The organism is Stieleria sedimenti (assembly GCF_025060895.1).
In the GTDB taxonomy this organism is placed as follows: Bacteria; Planctomycetota; Planctomycetia; order Pirellulales; family Pirellulaceae; genus Stieleria; species Stieleria sedimenti.
In genome coordinates, this window is the sequence record NZ_JANZKV010000075.1 from 31,810 (window position 1) to 48,692 (window position 16,883).

Annotated in this window: 12 protein-coding genes; 7 read left to right on the plus strand and 5 right to left on the minus strand. The window is 60.2% G+C overall.

Going from position 1 to position 16,883, the window contains the following annotated elements; genetic code table 11:
• Positions 1-100: 100 nt before the first annotated feature.
• The gene (locus NZK35_RS11630) at positions 101-1,399 is read right to left on the minus strand and encodes a nickel-dependent lactate racemase family protein (protein WP_259632704.1); all 1,299 of its coding nucleotides are present in this window, start codon (positions 1,397-1,399) and stop codon (positions 101-103) included.
• A 239-nt stretch (positions 1,400-1,638) separates the two neighbouring features.
• Complete coding sequence (locus NZK35_RS11635) at positions 1,639-2,355, minus strand: class I SAM-dependent methyltransferase (RefSeq protein WP_259632705.1); 717 nt, start codon at positions 2,353-2,355, stop codon at positions 1,639-1,641.
• Between the two features lie 184 nt (positions 2,356-2,539).
• On the opposite strand from NZK35_RS11635, the gene NZK35_RS11640 reads away from it, so the two are divergent.
• Entirely contained in the window at positions 2,540-4,294 is a 1,755-nt protein-coding gene (locus NZK35_RS11640; RefSeq protein ID WP_259632706.1) for a DUF1549 and DUF1553 domain-containing protein, read from the plus strand.
• 138 nt (positions 4,295-4,432) lie between these two features.
• Complete coding sequence (locus NZK35_RS11645; protein ID WP_259632707.1) at positions 4,433-5,740, plus strand: DUF1501 domain-containing protein; 1,308 nt, start codon at positions 4,433-4,435, stop codon at positions 5,738-5,740.
• A 219-nt stretch (positions 5,741-5,959) separates the two neighbouring features.
• Here the strand turns inward: NZK35_RS11645 and NZK35_RS11650 are convergent, their stop codons facing one another.
• Complete coding sequence (locus NZK35_RS11650) at positions 5,960-6,421, minus strand: superoxide dismutase, Ni (RefSeq protein WP_259632708.1); 462 nt, start codon at positions 6,419-6,421, stop codon at positions 5,960-5,962.
• Between the two features lie 311 nt (positions 6,422-6,732).
• Between NZK35_RS11650 and NZK35_RS11655 the strand changes: the two genes are divergently transcribed.
• Positions 6,733-8,721, plus strand: coding sequence for an NAD(+) synthase (locus tag NZK35_RS11655; protein ID WP_259632709.1), 1,989 nt, complete (start codon positions 6,733-6,735; stop codon positions 8,719-8,721).
• A 264-nt stretch (positions 8,722-8,985) separates the two neighbouring features.
• Positions 8,986-10,251, plus strand: coding sequence for a hypothetical protein (locus NZK35_RS11660; RefSeq protein ID WP_259632710.1), 1,266 nt, complete (start codon positions 8,986-8,988; stop codon positions 10,249-10,251).
• On the opposite strand, the gene NZK35_RS11665 is transcribed toward NZK35_RS11660, so the two are convergent.
• A complete protein-coding gene (locus tag NZK35_RS11665; RefSeq protein ID WP_259632711.1) occupies positions 10,248-11,138 on the minus strand; it encodes a TIM barrel protein in 891 nt (296 codons plus the stop codon). The two genes, NZK35_RS11660 and NZK35_RS11665, sit on opposite strands and share 4 nt — an antisense overlap.
• 53 nt (positions 11,139-11,191) lie before the next feature.
• On the opposite strand from NZK35_RS11665, the gene NZK35_RS11670 reads away from it, so the two are divergent.
• Positions 11,192-11,497, plus strand: coding sequence for an MGMT family protein (locus tag NZK35_RS11670; RefSeq protein WP_259632712.1), 306 nt, complete (start codon positions 11,192-11,194; stop codon positions 11,495-11,497).
• Between the two features lie 101 nt (positions 11,498-11,598).
• On the opposite strand, the gene NZK35_RS11675 is transcribed toward NZK35_RS11670, so the two are convergent.
• Entirely contained in the window at positions 11,599-12,606 is a 1,008-nt protein-coding gene (locus tag NZK35_RS11675; protein WP_259632713.1) for a 3-keto-disaccharide hydrolase, read from the minus strand.
• A gap of 295 nt (positions 12,607-12,901) precedes the next feature.
• On the opposite strand from NZK35_RS11675, the gene NZK35_RS11680 reads away from it, so the two are divergent.
• Together NZK35_RS11680 and NZK35_RS11685 are read left to right on the plus strand one after the other, a co-directional pair.
• Positions 12,902-15,247: a PSD1 and planctomycete cytochrome C domain-containing protein gene (locus tag NZK35_RS11680; RefSeq protein ID WP_259632714.1), complete on the plus strand. Its 2,346-nt coding sequence runs from the start codon at positions 12,902-12,904 to the stop codon at positions 15,245-15,247.
• A 4-nt stretch (positions 15,248-15,251) separates the two neighbouring features.
• Positions 15,252-16,667, plus strand: a complete 1,416-nt coding sequence (locus NZK35_RS11685; protein ID WP_259632715.1) for a DUF1501 domain-containing protein — start codon at positions 15,252-15,254, stop codon at positions 16,665-16,667.
• The last annotated feature ends 216 nt before the right edge of the window (positions 16,668-16,883 follow it).

Below are 16,883 nucleotides of genomic sequence, written 5' to 3' on the forward strand. Positions count from 1 at the left end.
GTGTTGCAGGGGGGCAAGCTTCGCTTGCCGGGACGCAAGCTGGAAGCTTACGCCACTCTGAAAGCTAACGCCACTCTGAAAGCTAACGCCACTTGGGGGCTTAGGCTGCCGGGGCTTGCACATAGGGGATCACGTAGGGGCCTTCGGGGATGACCGCGACGGACTTGCACGCGCTGGCGTCCAGGGAAGCCTGAATGGTGGCTTGGAGATCGTCGACAATCGAGACGCCGGTCAGTGCTTGCAACGACGGTGGAAGCGAAGAGTAAAGATGGACCGTTCCCTGCTCCGTCGCTTTGGTTTGCATTTGCGTCTGCCAAGCATCGATCTGTGCAAGAGGTTGGTGCCGGATTGATTCCAAGAAGCCCTGGGGTCCCAGGCGTGTCAGCATCGCCTGGGCGGCGGCGTAGTCGTCCGATCCCAACCCTTCGCTGCACTCCGACACGATGATCAGATGGCCGCCGGGCTGGAGGATGTCGATTGCACCGACCATCCCTTTGACGGTTTGATAATACGTTTTGTCCAGCGGGTATCCGGCGGCACTGGTGATCACCGTCGGGAACCGCCGCGGTACGGGGACGCGGCAGTACTGGCCGATAAACGAAACGGCATCCTGGTGACTGGCCGTGATCTCACCGAAGTTGACCATGGACAGATTTCGTTGGTCGTCGATGACCGTATTGAGCGCGTACGCGCCGCCGATCAACTTGACGATTTCCAATTGTTCTTCATGCAGCGGGTTGCGATGCAGGTTGCAATTGGTGGCGGCGGCGTCGGACATGAAGCGATGGTTGTGAAACGTCCGAATCGTCTCGGCATGTGCCAGGCCGGGCGCGATCACTTTGCGGCCTCCCGAATAGCCGGCCATGAAATGCGGTTCGACCAGTCCGGTGGCGATCCGGACATCGGCTTGGACGAACCGGCGATCGATTTTGACCGGTGTCTGCCGGGTGGGGGTTCGGCCCAAATCGAGATGGTCTTCGTCACAGAGCGCATCGTGATTGACGACGTTGACGTGCTGCAACACCCAAGGGTCGCCGATCAATTCGGCAAGTTCGTCGCCGAGATTGGGGCGATGCAATCCCGTCGCGACCAAGACCGTGATTTGATTCTGCGGCACGCCGGCCGACACGAGTGTCTCGATCATCGGCCGCAGGAAGAGGTGATTGGGAACCGGCCGCGTGATGTCGCAGATCGCAATGCAGGCACTGCGGGCCCCCGCGGCAATGTCGTGCAACCCCGCCCCACCGCTCGACTCCACGCGGCATTGCAAGGCTTGGTGAACGGCGGCAACCGGATCGACCGAACGCGGCATCTCGGGCTTGGCGATCAGCGTGACGTCGGCGTCACGGGGCAAGGGCACCGCGATCCCGTTTCGACCGTAGAGCAGCGACACTTGCATCGAGATTGCAGACCCGGGGACTGGACGATCGGTGGAGCACTTTGCGACAAAGACTCAAGCGTAGCCGATCGCGTCCCCGGTTTCGACAGCCCTTCAATCTGAGAGTCTGTCGTTGTAGGTCAACGTTGTGAAGTATTGATTCCCTATGCCTTACAAGGTTTTAGCGGCCTACCGCTAAAAAATGCTTCACCGTCTTGTCGACAGGTCGTTGCGGGCGGTTCTCGTTTGCGACAAAGCGGTTAAGCACCGCGTCGCGGAAAGGCGACCGGTTGGCCGTACCACGGCGGGTGGGCGCCGGCTTTGACGGCCAACAAAATGGCCTTGCCGTGCAGATGCTCCGGACCGTGCGTGTAATCCCATTCCAAGCGTTCCTCGTAACGCAAGATCCGCAGTGCGGATTTCTCGTCGGTGGCCCAGCGGGCGAGCTGATTGGGGGCAAAGTAGTTGACCACGGCGCCGGCGGTTTCGCTTTGGGGAGCATCACTCTGCGATCCAGGCCAGCGGTCACAGCCGGGGTCTTCGGTCGTGTGGACTTCGACGTAGACGACGCCGCCGTCGCGGAGGCCGGCCGTCATTCGTTTCCATACCAATCGGGCATCATCGGCGGGGACATGATCCAAGACGGTGGTCGCACAGATGGCGTCGAAGGTGTCGGGTTGGATTTCGTGGTCGCAAACGTTCGCCACACAGGTCTGCACACGCGGGCCGACGCCGGCCGCCTCGGCCCGTTGCCGGATCCGCTCGGCACCCCGCGGGCTCAGATCGACGGCGGTGACGTGAAAACCGGCTTTGGCCAGTGCGATCGTGTCACGCCCCGCTCCGGCCCCCAGGTCGACCGCTTGTCCGCCGCAGTCCACTTGGTCAAGGTAGGCGGCCAAGGGAGCCGAAGGAACGTCCCCGTAGGCGATCTCGTCACGGTCGTAGGGTTCGAAAAACGGGTCGGTGGGGTCTGACATGAAGAATCCGGTAGGTTTTTGCGGCTCCAATCATCAAGATCGGCTCATCAGCGGCGAATGGAACGAGATTCACTCGCTATGCATGCCGCCCATGGTGGATAATAGCGTGGCGTCCAGCGACTGTACCAGTGATGCAAAACCAGTGATGCAAAACCAGCGATGCAACTAATCTGAACATGATCCGATGAAACAATTTTTCGTCTCCGTCGCGAAGTGGAGCTGGTTCGGGCTGTTGATGCTGATCGCGTTCGGGTACATGGCGTCCGGGCTGTCTGAACCCTCCAACGATCGACGCGGCGAGGTTGAAGCGGCCAGCGACGTTCGCTTGGACGGTTCGTCGCCCTCGACTGTTCCCGAATCTGCCGATTTGGAATCCGCTGCCGGGTCGCCGGTCGATTCGCCGCCGCGAGAGCCTTCTGCCCAGGCCGAATCGATCGTTCGCGTCACGGCAGCGGTCAACGCGGCGCGGAACGAACAACTTGCCGCGTTCGGGTTGCAGAGTGCCCCGCCGGCCGATTGGATGGCATCGTGTCGCCGCATGTCGTTGGCGCTGATCGGCAGCGGCGTGTCGCTGCAAGAAATTCGCGGATTGGAGAGTCTGCCCGAAGACCGGCGTGAATCGACACACCTGTCGAATTTGCTACGTGACCCACGATTCCATGACTACTGGGCCGAACGCTGGACACGGTTCATTGTCGGTGCCGACGAAGGCCCGTTCATTGTTTATCGCAGGCGTCGCTTTCGTCACTGGTTGTCCGATGAACTGGCTGCCAATCGCCCGTACGACCAGATCGTCCGCGACTTGATCACGGCCGAAGGGCTGTGGACGGACCGTCCGGAAGTGAATTTCTTGACGGTGACGTTCGACAGCAACGATGGCAATCCGGATCCGATTCGCTTGGCGGCCCGGACCAGCCGCGCCTTCTTGGGATTGCGAATCGATTGTCTGCAATGTCACAACGACTTCCTGGGCAACGTCAACCTGGGCGATCCCGTCGAGACTCGCGAAGGCCGACAGCAAGACTTTCACCAGCTGGCGGCCTTCTACAGCAGCGCCAAAACGAACGGATTGCAAGGGGTTCGCACGGGCGAGGCGGACTACGAGTACCAGTACCTGGATGAATCGGAAACGGTCGAGGTGACGCCGGCGGTGCCCTACGCCGCAGAGTTGTTGCCCGAGGAAGGGGATGCCCGATCACGATTGGCGACTTGGGTGACGCATCGCGACAACCGCCAGTTCTCACGTGCCGCCGTGGCCCGGTTTTGGGCATTGATGTTCGGACGCTCGGCGACCGAGGCGGTCGACAACTTGCCGCTGGATGAACCGCTGCCGCCGATGTTGGAGCCGATCGTGGACGATTTCGTGCAACACCGCGATGTTCGACGCACGATTCGGATCATCGCACAAAGCGATGCGTTTCGCGCTGACAGCCGGGCGGCGTTCGATGTCACCCCGCAACACGAAGAACGCTACGCGGTGTTTCCCTTGACCCGTTTACGAGCCGAACAAGTGGCCGGATCGATCGTTCAGGCGTCGAAGATCAAGGCGATCAATCGTGATTCCTCGCTGCTGGTTCAATTGATCCGATACGGTTCGATCAATGACTTCTTGGAACGTTTCGGTGATTTGGGTGAAAACGAATTCTCCAAAGACGGCATCACGATTCCGCAACGGTTGTTGATGATCAACGGCAACATGCTTCGCGAAGCCGGTCAACTGAATCCGATCTTGAACGCGACCGGCCACATCAATCTGTTCGCCCGTGATAACGCGCAGGCGATCGAGACGATTTTTCTATGTCTGCTCAATCGCTATCCCAACGCGGAAGAGCGCGACTATTTCATCGAAACAATGACCGAGCGTTCCGACCGCGGAGAGGCACTCGAAGACCTCTATTGGACGCTCGCCAACAGCACAGAATTCACGTGGAATCATTAGCATTCGTCCGTCGCGACGGTCGCCCGAGGGTGGTTTGTCCGCCGTCTGGTAACGACAGCGACGACCGATGAAGACCGTTGATCCTTCCGCATCGCCGACAACCCCCCGCCATCCCATTCCGTCTCACGGCTCGATCCCATGTCTCATCACGATCTGCTTTGCGACCCGCATACCCATCTCTCTCGGCGCACGCTGTTGGGGGCTGGTGCCGGCGGGGCGATGCTCTCGACCATCGCCCATCAACTCGCCTGGGCCGACGCGGTCGGTGCGACCGAGACGTCTCGGCCCAAGAACGTGATCCTGTTGTGGCTCGAGGGTGGACCGAGCCAATTGGAGACGTTTGACCCGCACCCGGGGTCGGCCATCGGTGGCGAAGTCAATGCGATCCCGACCAGCGTGCCGGATCTGCAGATCGCCGACACCTTGCCACGTGTGGCCGAGAAAATGCATTTGGGGTCGCTGATCCGCAGCGTGACGAGCAAGGAAGGCGATCATCAACGCGCGATTTACAACATCAAAAGCGGATATCGCCCCGATCCGACACTGGTGCATCCGTCGATCGGCTCGATCCTGTGTCACGAATTCCCCGAACAGTTGGACATCCCGCGACACATCTCGATCCTGCCGCAAAACGCTCCGGCACGCGGCGGTTACCTGGGACCCGTCTATGACGCATTCAAAATCGGTGATCCGCAGAACCCGGTTCCGGATCTGAAATCGCCGATCGCCGAAGAACGGTTCGATCGCAGAATGAAAGATCTGCAGTGGCTCGAAGACCGGTTCCGTCGGCAGCGACTGCGCGACTTGGACCAAAACCGAACCCTGCACCAGTCGTCCACCGATGCGGCGCTGCGGATGATGTCCAGCGAGCAGGTCAGCGCGTTTGATGTTTCCAGCGAATCCAAGGAAACGCTCGAACGTTTCGGCCAGACGCCGTTCGGACGGGGCTGCCTGGCGGCGACGCGTCTGATCGGCGCCGGGGTGCGTTGCGTCGAAGTCACGCTGGGTGGTTGGGATTCCCACATCACCAATCACTCCTTGCAATCGGCCCGCTGTGAAATCCTGGACGCGGCCCTGGCGGGGCTCTTGGACCGGCTCGTCGAACAGGACTTGCTGGAAACCACACTCGTCGTTTGCGGAGGCGAATTTGGTCGCACGCCGCAGATCAACGCGGCCGAGGGACGGGACCACTGGCCGCACGGTTTTTCAACCTTTTTGGCCGGCTGCGGCATCCGCAAGGGAGGCGTTTATGGGGCGACGGCGAAGGATCCCAAACTGGACCCCGACAAGCCCCTGGCGGACGTGGGAAGTCCGATCACGATCGGTGACTTGCACGCGACGATTCTGTCGACGTTGGGGGTGCCGTATCACGAAGAAAGGCAAACCCCGATCGGACGCCCGCTGAGAATCAGCGAAGGCGAACCGGTCAAAGACCTGTTGGCCTAGGCCTACGTGTCGGTGATGCTGTGCATCACATTCGGCTACCATTCGGCACGCACAGCGTGCCCTACCATTCGGCACGCACAGCGTGCCCTACCATTCGGCACGCACAGCGTGCCCTACCATTCGGCACGCACAGCGTGCCCTACCATTCGGCACGCACAGCGTGCCCTACCATTCGGCACGCACAGCGTGCCCTACCGCGAATGCGTCGACCGCGTGCGACTAGTGCGAATGTTCGAACGCGGGCTCTTTGCCTTCGTACGCGCGGTACAGATCGAAGATCGCTTTTTCGAGCACCTTGGCGGTTTCCGGATCCGCCGACTGCTTGCACTTCATCGCAGCGATGATGACGGCGTGGGCGGCGGTCAGTTTTTTGGTGTAACCTTCGCTGTCCGGTTTGATGCGTTGGGCCAAGAAATATGCCGAGATCGTGTCTTGAATCTTCGTGGCGTGCTCTTCTTTGGTGGTAACCCAACGTCCGGCTTGGTTGATCGATTGGGCTGACATCTCGCCATCGGCGATCTCGTTGATCTGCAACTGAGCCTTCGAAATCGTGTGCTCATCTTCGAGCATTTGTTCAAATCGCAATTGGTCTCCGTAAATGCCACAGGGAACCTGGCAGTGGGCCATGGCGATCGAGGCGGTGATCATCAGTGCAAATGCAGCGGTCAAAATTCGGGTCATGTCGTTCTCTCTCATCAAGTCGTTTCTTCAAACAGGTAGACACAGATCGTTCGCTTCGGTGCCGGTCCGCTTCCGGAATGCTGGCGACGAAGCGAAGCGGGTACAGATTATAGGGCGCAAGCCGGCATTGGTGGCGGGGGGACTGTCGAGAGACCGCGAATAATCCAACGCAGCGGAGCGGGGATTTCGCCGGGAGTGCGGTCGGACCGGTGCAGGTTACAATGGGCCGGGCGGTCAAAACGTTGCGTGACATTCTCGTTTTGATCGCGTGATCTCCGCGACAATCCACCCTTAGCCCCAGAACGAACGCATTGTTTCAGCACGGAATTTTTCGCATTCACGCGGCTGCCCCGCAGACCGTGATCGCCGATCCGTCGGCCAACGCCGAAGCGATTTTGAATTCGATCGGACACGTCGAGGCCGATTTGACCGTGCTGCCCGAACTGGCACTCACGGGCTATACATGCGGTGACCTGTTTGGCAGCGATGCACTGCTGGTCGGCGCGGCGGAGGGGCTGATGCGGATCGCCGAGTCGACTCGGGGCCGACGCGGCGCGGTGATCGTCGGATTGCCGCTGGTGGTCGGGGATTCCCTGATGAACGTCGCCGCGGTCGTCTGCGGCGGGACGATTGCCGGTGTCGTGCCGAAATCGTTTTTGCCGACCTACCGCGAGTTCTACGAGGGGCGGCATTTCCGACCCTCCGGACCGGCCGATCCCGAAACGGTCACCGTCGGGGGGAGGGGGGTTCCGTTCGGGACGGACCTGCTGTTCCGCCTGGGGGAAGCCGTCGTTGCGATCGAGATTTGCGAAGACCTTTGGACGCCGATTCCGCCGAGCAGCCACGCGTCGGTAGCCGGTGCCAATGTGTTGGTCAATCTTTCGGCCAGCAACGAAACGATCGGCAAGGCCGCGTGGCGTCGTGACTTGGTCAAGTCGCAATCGGGCCGTTGTCTCGCCGCCTACGCGTACGTTTCCTCCGGCCCGGGCGAGTCGACGTCCGACCTGGTCTTCGGCGGGCACTGTCTGGTCGCCGAAAACGGTTCGCTGATCGGCCAGTCGCGGCGGATCGGCGACGGAAGGTCGCCCGAATGGGTCGCGGAGATGTCCGTCACCTGTGACATCGATCTACAGCGACTGGCCCATGATCGACGCGTGGTGGGATCGTTTGATGATGTCGCAGATCAACTGAAACAGAACTATCGAACGATCGAGCTGGTCAACGACGCTGCAGAGCAATCGGCGCCCCAGAAGCTGCTTCGCTATGTCGATGCCCATCCCTTCGTGCCGTCCGAAGAAGGTGAATTGACCGAACGCTGCGGCGAAATCTTTGCGATCCAATCGGCCGGTCTGATCAAGCGACTGTCGTGTCTGCCAAAGTCGACTCGCTTGGCGATCGGCATCTCCGGCGGATTGGACAGCACCCTGGCACTGTTGGTCGCGCTCAAGGCGGTCGATGCCGTCGGTTGGCCGCGGCAATCCATTCACGCGATCACGATGCCGGGGTTTGGCACCACCGATCACACCCGAACCAGCGCCGATCGGCTGATCGAATCGACTGGCGTGACCGGCGATTGCATCGACATTCGCCAGCTCTGTTTGGACACCTTTCACTCGCTCGGCCACCGACCGCTGGGGCTGGAGATCGACGCGAACACGACCGTTGCCTCATTACAGCGTCAGCTGAATCAGTTGCCCGACGACGCAGCCGATTTGACCTTTGAAAATGTTCAGGCACGCATCCGCACGATGTTGTTGATGAACCGCGGGTTTGTGCTGGGCACCGGCGACATGAGCGAACAGGCTCTTGGTTGGGCGACCTACAATGCCGATCACATCTCGATGTACAACGTCAACACCTCGATTCCCAAAACGCTGGTGCGGTTCTTGGTCCGCTATGCCGCGGATCACTACTTCGAGGGACAGCTCGGTGCCTTGTTGCATCGGATCGCCGAGACGCCGATCTCGCCGGAATTGTTGCCGCCGGCCAGTGACGGGACGATTCGGCAGAACACCGAAAGCTCCATCGGCGCCTACGAGCTGCATGACTTTTTCCTCTACCACTTCGTCCGCAACGGATTCACACGAGACAAGATCCTCTATCTCGCCTCCCACGCGGCATTCGATCAGCCATACGATTCGGTGACCATCGCGGCAACGCTCGACCAGTTCATCACGCGATTCTTTCGCAATCAATTCAAACGCAATTGTGTGCCCGATGGTCCCAAAGTCGGTTCGGTCAGTCTTTCGCCACGCGGCGACTGGCGAATGCCCAGCGACGCCGAGAGCGGGGCGTTTTGAACCGCGAAGGTGGAATGTTTAGCAGGCGTGTGAATGATTCGCGCTCCGGTCGTGACGGATATTCCGGAACACCATATTGGTCCGAATCGAGTGTTCGTTCGCGTCTGACCGGTTGATGGTGTTGGCCGGAGGTGGGGCTTCGATTTTGCCAGGCATCTGCCGGTTCGGTTCTTGCTCGGGGTGGTGACTCGTCGAAGCCAATGGAGCAGCAATGGGCGATCCAAGGATGGTTCGCTCGTCGGCAGACAAGCAAGGAAGCATGAGATGTCAATCAGCAATCGTCGCGGCAAATCGGTCGCAAAACTTGCCGCGGCTCTGTGTATGCTTTCCACCGGTGTGGTGCCTGCAGATGGGAGCGAGCGACCCAAGCTGATCAAAACGACGTCTCCGATTCGTGTCGATCCCGTCCCCGTCGATGATGGCGGGGGCACGTCTCGTTTTGCCGAACTGGGCGATGCCGAACTGGGCGATGCCGGAGTGGTCGGCATAACCGACAAACTTTCCGCTGCCCGAACGGTTGCCCCTGCCCGATCGGCCGCGATTGTGCAGCGAACCCGCAGTCCGCAAACCCAAAGTCTGCGTCTGGACGCCGGGCGTGGCGAGCGGCTGACCAATCCGTTGGTCGTCGACGCGCCACCCAAACTTCGTCGCTTCCGGGTCGAAGACTATCCCTTGGTGATGCCGACGACCGATTCGCAGTCCGCCGCCGACGAAGCGGTTGTCGATGGCCAGAAGGTACTGCCAGCACAGCCGGTCGCTGAGTTGGACGCCGCACTGGATGTTTTGTCGGTCCAGACCAATCCAGAACCGGCACTGCTGGGAACCGCGATCAATCGTGGCTTTGGCAACTTGGCAATCGACCAAATCGGCTCGCATTTGGAGCAGCCGTCGTCGCCGGGACACACGATGGACTATCCGCCGTTGGGCCGTTTTTCCACCGATCTGGTGCTTCCGCCGGGGCAACCACTCGGACTCCACACGCCGGGCATGACCAGTTCGTTCCGCGAACAATTCGGCGCGGTCGATATCGGTCACCTGATTGAAGACACGCCCGAGTTCGTGGACGACGCCGTGCCGGCCTTGCCGTCGCCGACGCGTTCGCCCGAAGCCGATGCGATCGCGCGGCCGTTGCAGGTGCTCGGCCAAGGAGTCACGCCGCAGGCGGGGGCGGCCGCGATGGAGGTCGCGTTGAAAGATCGCAGGGACGGCGACGGACGAGTCGCATTGGAGGTGGAGGAGCTGATGGCGGCCAGTTCACCGCAACCAGAACCGTCCGAACCCGAGCAGGACGCCGGCACTCCCAAACCGTCGTTGGCCGAAAAATTTGTCGGCTGGTCCAGAAGGTTGACGTCCGGTCGTACGTCGTCCCAGAACAAGTCCGTTTCGGCGCGGCTGCCCAGCGAGCGAGCGACCGGTGAACCGTCCGCCGGTGAACCTTCAGCCGGCAGCACATCGCCCCGTCAAGCCGCGCCGCCGTCGAGAAAACGATCCGGCGGGATTCTCGCCCAGTGGCTCAACCGGTCTCGCTAGACGTCACAGACCGCGTAGGCTTCTTCGAGCGAGCGGATCGGATCCTCGCTGGTGGGGATGAATTCCTGGGCGACGTAGCCGCGGTATCCGGTGGCCTTGATCGCGCGCATCACGGCCGGGTAATTGATTTCGTTTCGGCCGTCCAATTCGCGGCGTCCCGGATTGCCGGCGGTGTGGTAGTGGCCGATGATCGACTGGTATTTTTCCAGGTTCGCGATCAGATCACCGTTCATGATTTGAACGTGGTAGATGTCGTAGAGCAGTTTAAATTTCTCGTTGCCGACTTCATTGACCAGTTCGGCACACAAGTGGATGTCGTCGCCCCAGTATCCCGGGTGTCCCTTCATCGGATGGACGGTGCCGTCAGGGTTGCGGTGCGCCTTGCTATTTAAATGCTCCAGGACCAAACCGATCCCTTTTTCTTCGGCATAGGGGAGGACGCGTTTCCAACAATCCAAACAGTTCTTGCGGGCGACCGCGTCACTGATGCCTTGCTTGCGCATCCCGGTGAAGGTGATGACGTTGGGGACGCCGTACTTGACCGCCAGATCGATTCCGTCACGCAGCTTCTGTTCGACTTCGGCGTGATTGTCTCGGTCCAGCGGCCCGGTGGCAAACCCGTGGCTGCCGACCAAGGAGATCTTCAGGCCCATCGCGGTGACTTGGTCGTAGAACTTTGGATTGATACCTTCCATGGCCTCCAAGCCGATGCGTTTGCACTCGACGGCCAGTTTCAGCATGTCCATCGGGTTGAAGCACCAGCCCATGATGGATTGTCGAATGCGGCCGCCACTTGCCGTGTCATCGTCGCTCATCAGAAGTCTGGGGGCGAAGGCCGCGCCGACGGCGGCGAGCAGATTGGCGGCGACAAAGTCACGACGTTTCACGGTGGGGCCTACCAGGTGTTTGGACGTTTCAAGTGTTGGAAACCGAATCTTCTATGCTAACCGAATTTCAGCAACAGATGGCCGACGCGGTCACGAAATTGCGTCCCGGTGAGGTCGTCAGTTTCGCAGACATCGCTGCCGCGGCCGGCCGTCCGCGGGCGTCTCGCGCCGCCGGACGCATGCTTTTCCAATCGATGGACACCCTGCCCTGGTGGCGCGTCGTCTACAGCGACGGCCGCCTGCCGCCCTGCAACCCAAGCGTCCAAGCCGAACGCCTAGCCGACGAAGGCGTCCAGTTGAACGCCTTTCGCGTCGTCGAGTCCCCGTTGGGACGCTTCAAAACAACGAAGGAAAACTAAACCTCCCAGTCCACCAAAAAGGTGTCGGACACCTTTTTGGTGGAATGGGCGGTTGGGGTGGAGTTGGTTGGGTTCGTCAGCGTGTCCGGTTGCTGCCCTGGCTATTCATCCTTCATCACCGGCGCCAAGTAAATGTCTCGATAAGACACGTTGGTGTGGTCGCCCTGTAAGTAGATCGGGCCCGGTTCGGTGGGGTGGGTGTGCACGGCGCCCGCGGTCGGCCCGGTGACGGGTTGGTTGTCGATCACTTTTTCGCCGTTCAAGACCACGGTGACGTGACGGTCGACTAGCGTGATGTCATAGCTCTGCCACTGGCCGCCCGGTTTGCCCGCATTGAACGCGGGTTCGATCATGCCAAAGATCGCCCCCACCCCCTGCAAGCCTTGCATCCGAGAGTCTCGATCGACCACTTGTGCCTCGTACATCCCGCGCAGGTAGATGCCGCTGTTGCGTTGCGTTTCGACCAGAAACTCAATGTGCAACCAAAAGTCTTCGAACACCGCTTCGGTTTTCAGATTGGCATAGTCGCCGGTGGCACTGAAATCGGTTTTAGGCGTCGTGTTCTTGAGCACGCCATCTTCCACACTCCAGCCATTCTTCTTTGCGGGTTCGTGAACCGTCCATCCGGTCAGATCCTTGCCGTTGAACACCGCGATCGGATGACCGAACCGGACGTTGGACAAATCGGGTGCGACGGCGGGCATCGGCGGGATCTTTTTTCCGGTAAACCGCTCACGCTGGATCGAGCCATCGGGAGACTGTCGCAGGATCAGGCCGTCGAGTTTTCCGTCGACCATGCCGACGTCCACGGTGGTCGTCGATTTTGCGTTCTTATTTTTCTTGATCGCGAACTTCAACCGTCCGTCGGATTGTTCGACCTTCTGATAGGGACCGGCCGAGCCGACGTACAACCGCAAGTAGACCAACGGTTGGCCGTCACGTTCTTGGACACTCATCCAGGCCGGCAGACCGGACTCGAGCTGCAGCGACCAATCACCCGCCAATTCCGACGCCAATGGCTCTGCACCCACCGACGCCGTGAACGGAGAAAAAAGCAGCAGACACAGGCAGAGACCGCGGGTAACGCGTCGTGGTTGATGTTGGTTCATGGCGGCGACTGGCGAAGAGAATTCGGGTTGTTTGATCAGCATGCGGGAGGGCATATCGTATCCCAATGCTCTCCCGCCCGCTGGTGAGCCGTGGTTGCACCACCCACGATCTTGCCTGGACAGCGGTTTCCGACTCGATCACAATGGTGGTGGCCGCAGAGCGGTCCCCCGCCACGGTGAATTCTTCGCCATTCCAACCGCTGCCCCGTCGATGCAAGCTTGTTTCCATCGCCACGCGCTCGTGCGCTTCACCGTTCTCGCCGGACTGGTTGCGGGTGTTCTGGTGCCCTGCGGCATGAGATCGCTGCGTGCCGAAGAGCTGCGTGCCGAAGAGCGGCGAACGGATGCTTCGGCCGACGAACTGCGATTCTTTGAACAAAAGATCCGCCCCTTGTTGGTCGAGCACTGCTACGAGTGCCACAGCGAAGAGGCCGGTGAGCAGCAGGGTGGTTTGCTGCTCGATCGGCGATCGGGGTGGATCGAGGGTGGTGACACGAACAAGGCCGTGATTCCCGGCGAACCCGATGCGTCCTTGCTGATCACCGCGATTCGGTATGACCACGATGATCTTCAGATGCCGCCGGAGCAGCGACTCGATGACGAAACGATTGCGTTGTTTGAGCAGTGGGTTCGGCGTGGTGCGCATGGTCCGGTCGATGACATGGGGGAGACCGAGTTCTCGCGATTGGGTGACCAGGACTACCTGTTTGATCAAGCGGCAAATCATTGGGCTTTTCAACCGGTCCGCCCGGTCGAGATTCCGTCGCCGGGGGCGATCGATTCCGATCACGAACGCTGGGGTGAAAACGCAATTGATGGTTTCGTGCTCGATTCGTTGCACAACGCCGAACTGACGCCTTCCCCTCCCGCCGACGCCGCGACCTTGGCTCGTCGCTTGCACTATGATCTGACGGGGTTGCCGCCGACGTTTGAGCACGTCACCGCGTTTCAGGAAGCGACGGAAGTGGATCCCGATGGCGCGACGCCGCGGTTGATCGACCAACTGATCGAATCACCCGAGTTCGGACAACATCTCGGGCGTCTGTGGTTGGACGTCGTTCGCTATGCCGACACCGACAACAACTATCGTCCGGACACACGCACGCCGCACTACCACCCGTTCGCGTTTTCCTATCGCGACTATGTTGTGCGCTCGCTCAATGACGACAAGCCCTACGACCAATTTCTGAAAGAGCAGATCGCGGCGGACCTGATGGGGTTTTCGGCGGATGCACCGGAGATGGCGGCACTCGGCTTTTATGCTTCGGGTCCATATTCCAGCCGGGCGCAGAACGAAGCGTTGGATGATTGGATCGATGTGACCACGCGTGGCCTGATGGGCATCACGGCGGCTTGTGCACGTTGTCACGATCACAAGTTCGAGCCCGTCCCGACCGCCGATTATTATTCGTTGCGCGGCGTGTTTGCCGCCGTCGCACGCGTGAATCCGTTGGATGAAACGAAGCTGCCGTTGTTGGCAACGTATCAGCCGACAGAAGCCCAGGCCGCCGACTTCGCCAAGAAGCGATCGGCCATCGAAGCCAAGATCAACGGGGCTGCGGGCAAAACGGCGAAAAACAACAACCGGCCCATCGCGCTGAAGATTCGTGAAACAGAATTGGCCGAGTTGCTCACGTTTCATCCAGGCGCCCCGGCGCGGGCGATGGTGGTTGCCGAGCGGAAACGGCCGCCGGAATCTTTTGTCTTTGTCCGAGGCGATGCTGCCTCACGCGGCGAGGCGGTGCCCCGTCGGTTCCTGAAGATCCTGGATCCGCAACAGCACGCGTTTCCAGAGACCAACAGCGGCCGATTGCAATTGGCCGACAAGATCGCGTCGGCGGACAATCCGCTCACCGCCCGCGTGTTCGTCAACCGCGTTTGGGGATACCTGATCGGTTCGCATCTGGTGGACACGCCATCGGATTTCGGATTGCAGGGGGCTCCCCCCACGCACCCCCGGTTGTTGGATTGGCTGGCCGATGACTTCATCCGCCACGACTGGTCGGTCAAACATCTGGTGCGACGGATCGTGATGTCACGGACCTATCAGCAATCCAGTCGAACGCGCGAGATCGCGGTCGCGGTGGATCCCGAGAATCGATGGCTGTGGCGGGCCAATCGAAAACATCTAACCATCGAAGCGATTCGTGACAGCATGCTGCTGGTCGCCGGCCGATTGGACCGCCGGATGGGTGGTCACCCCGAGCGACTCTGGGGCGACGACTACACCCGGCGTCGCGCGATCTACGGATTCATCAATCGCTTCAATTTGGATCCCACGCTCAGGGCCTTTGATTTCCCGGCCCCCGTGCAAACGCAACCCGCGCGGGGCGAAAGCATCGTGGCCCAACAAGCGTTGTTTCTCATGAACTCGCCACTGGTGATCGATCAGGCTGCCGCGATCGCATCGGCAGACGCGTTGAAGCGGCTCGAAAGCGAGGAGGCCAAAGTGCGGTTTCTGTTTCGGTCGATCTTGGGACGCGAACCGGTCGCCGCGGAAGTTTCCAGAACTTTGAAATTGGTCGAGTTTCAAAAACGATTTCAAAAACCGGACCGGCCACAAACACGCTTCATCGATTCACCTTGGCCGCTCGTCGCCCAGGCGCTGTTGATGAGCAACGAATTTCAGTATGTGGACTAGCAACATGAACCCTTTCGTTTCGCGTCGCCAGTTGTTGCAGTCGACCAGTCTCGGGTCGATCGCACTGGCCAGCCTGTTGCACGAACCGGCCGATGCCGGCAGGGCGCCCGAAGAGTCGCCGTTGAGCCAGCAATCGCCGCACTTTCCGGCCCGGGTCAAACGCGTGATCCACTTGTTCATGAACGGCGGTCCGTCCCAGATGGACACGTTCGATCGTAAACCTGCACTCAACCGGCTCGACGGCAAGCCGCTTCCCGATTCGGTCAAGAAACTGTTGCAACCGACCCAACGCAACCGCGCAGGAAACCTGTTCGGTTCACCGTTCAAATTCAAACGCTACGGCGAGTGTGGATTGGAGGTCAGCGAGCTGTTTCCCAACGTCGCCCGGCATGCCGATGATCTGTGTGTCATTCGTAGCATGCAAGGTGAAATCGCCAATCACACGCCCGGGTTGCTGTTGACCAATTGCGGACACTCCACACTGCCGCGTCCCAGTCTCGGTTCCTGGTTGTTGTACGGCTTGGGCAACGAAAGCGATGAATTGCCGGGGTTCGTCGTTTTGTGTCCCCGCGGGTTGCCGACCGCACAGTCACGCAACTGGACCAGTGCGTTTATGCCGGGTGTCTATCAGGGAACGCACATCGACACGGAAAATACCGGGAAGCAGATCGTCGCCAACCTGACGCGTGATGACGTCCGCCCGGGGTCGCAGCGGGCCCAGTTGGGGCTGACCCAATTCTTGAACCAGCGACACGCGGCACAGCGTCCGGGAGACGAGCGATTGGAGAGCCGCATTCACACGATGGAGCTGGCGTTTCGGATGCAAAGTGCCGGAACGGATGCCTTTGATTTGTCGCAAGAACCAACGCACATTCGCGAACTGTACGGCGAGACGACTCAGGGCCGCAACATGCTGTACGCGCGACGCCTGGCCGAACGCGGTGTACGCTACATCCAGTGCTACCACGGCGGCGGTCAACCATGGGACAACCACGGTTCGATCGTGCGAAACATCTCACGGTTGGCAAAGGAATCGGATCAGCCGATCGCCGCGTTGTTGACGGATTTAAAGCAGCGTGGAATGCTGGACGAAACGTTGGTCATTTGGGGGGGCGAAATGGGGCGCACGCCGACGGTCCAGCAGGTCAAGGATCCGACCAAAGTCGGCCGCGATCACCATATCGATGGTTACACTGTGTGGATGGCCGGTGGCGGCGTGCGTGGGGGAATGACCTACGGAGCAACCGACGAACTGGCGATGGCGGTGACGGAAAACAAAGTCACGATGCCTGATTTCCACGCCACCGTGTTGCATCAATTGGGTTTCGATCACAGACGATTGACCTACCGTTATTCGGGACGCGATTTCCGTTTGACCGACGTGCACGGACGCGTCATCGACACGATTTTGAACAGCTGAGTGATGCCCTTGTCCTTTTCACACCCTCCGGCGATGCGCGTGTTTCAAGTTGTTAGCGTTCGATCTTGGTTGCAGGTGCCCGAGTTTTTGTCGGCGATTTTCCATTCGACCCTTCCCTCGCTGCGCTCGACCCTCCCCGTCAGGCAACGCTGTGAAGCATTTTTTAGCGGCAGGGCGCGAGCCCTCCGGTGTTTTGGCAGAGATGAAGAACCGGAG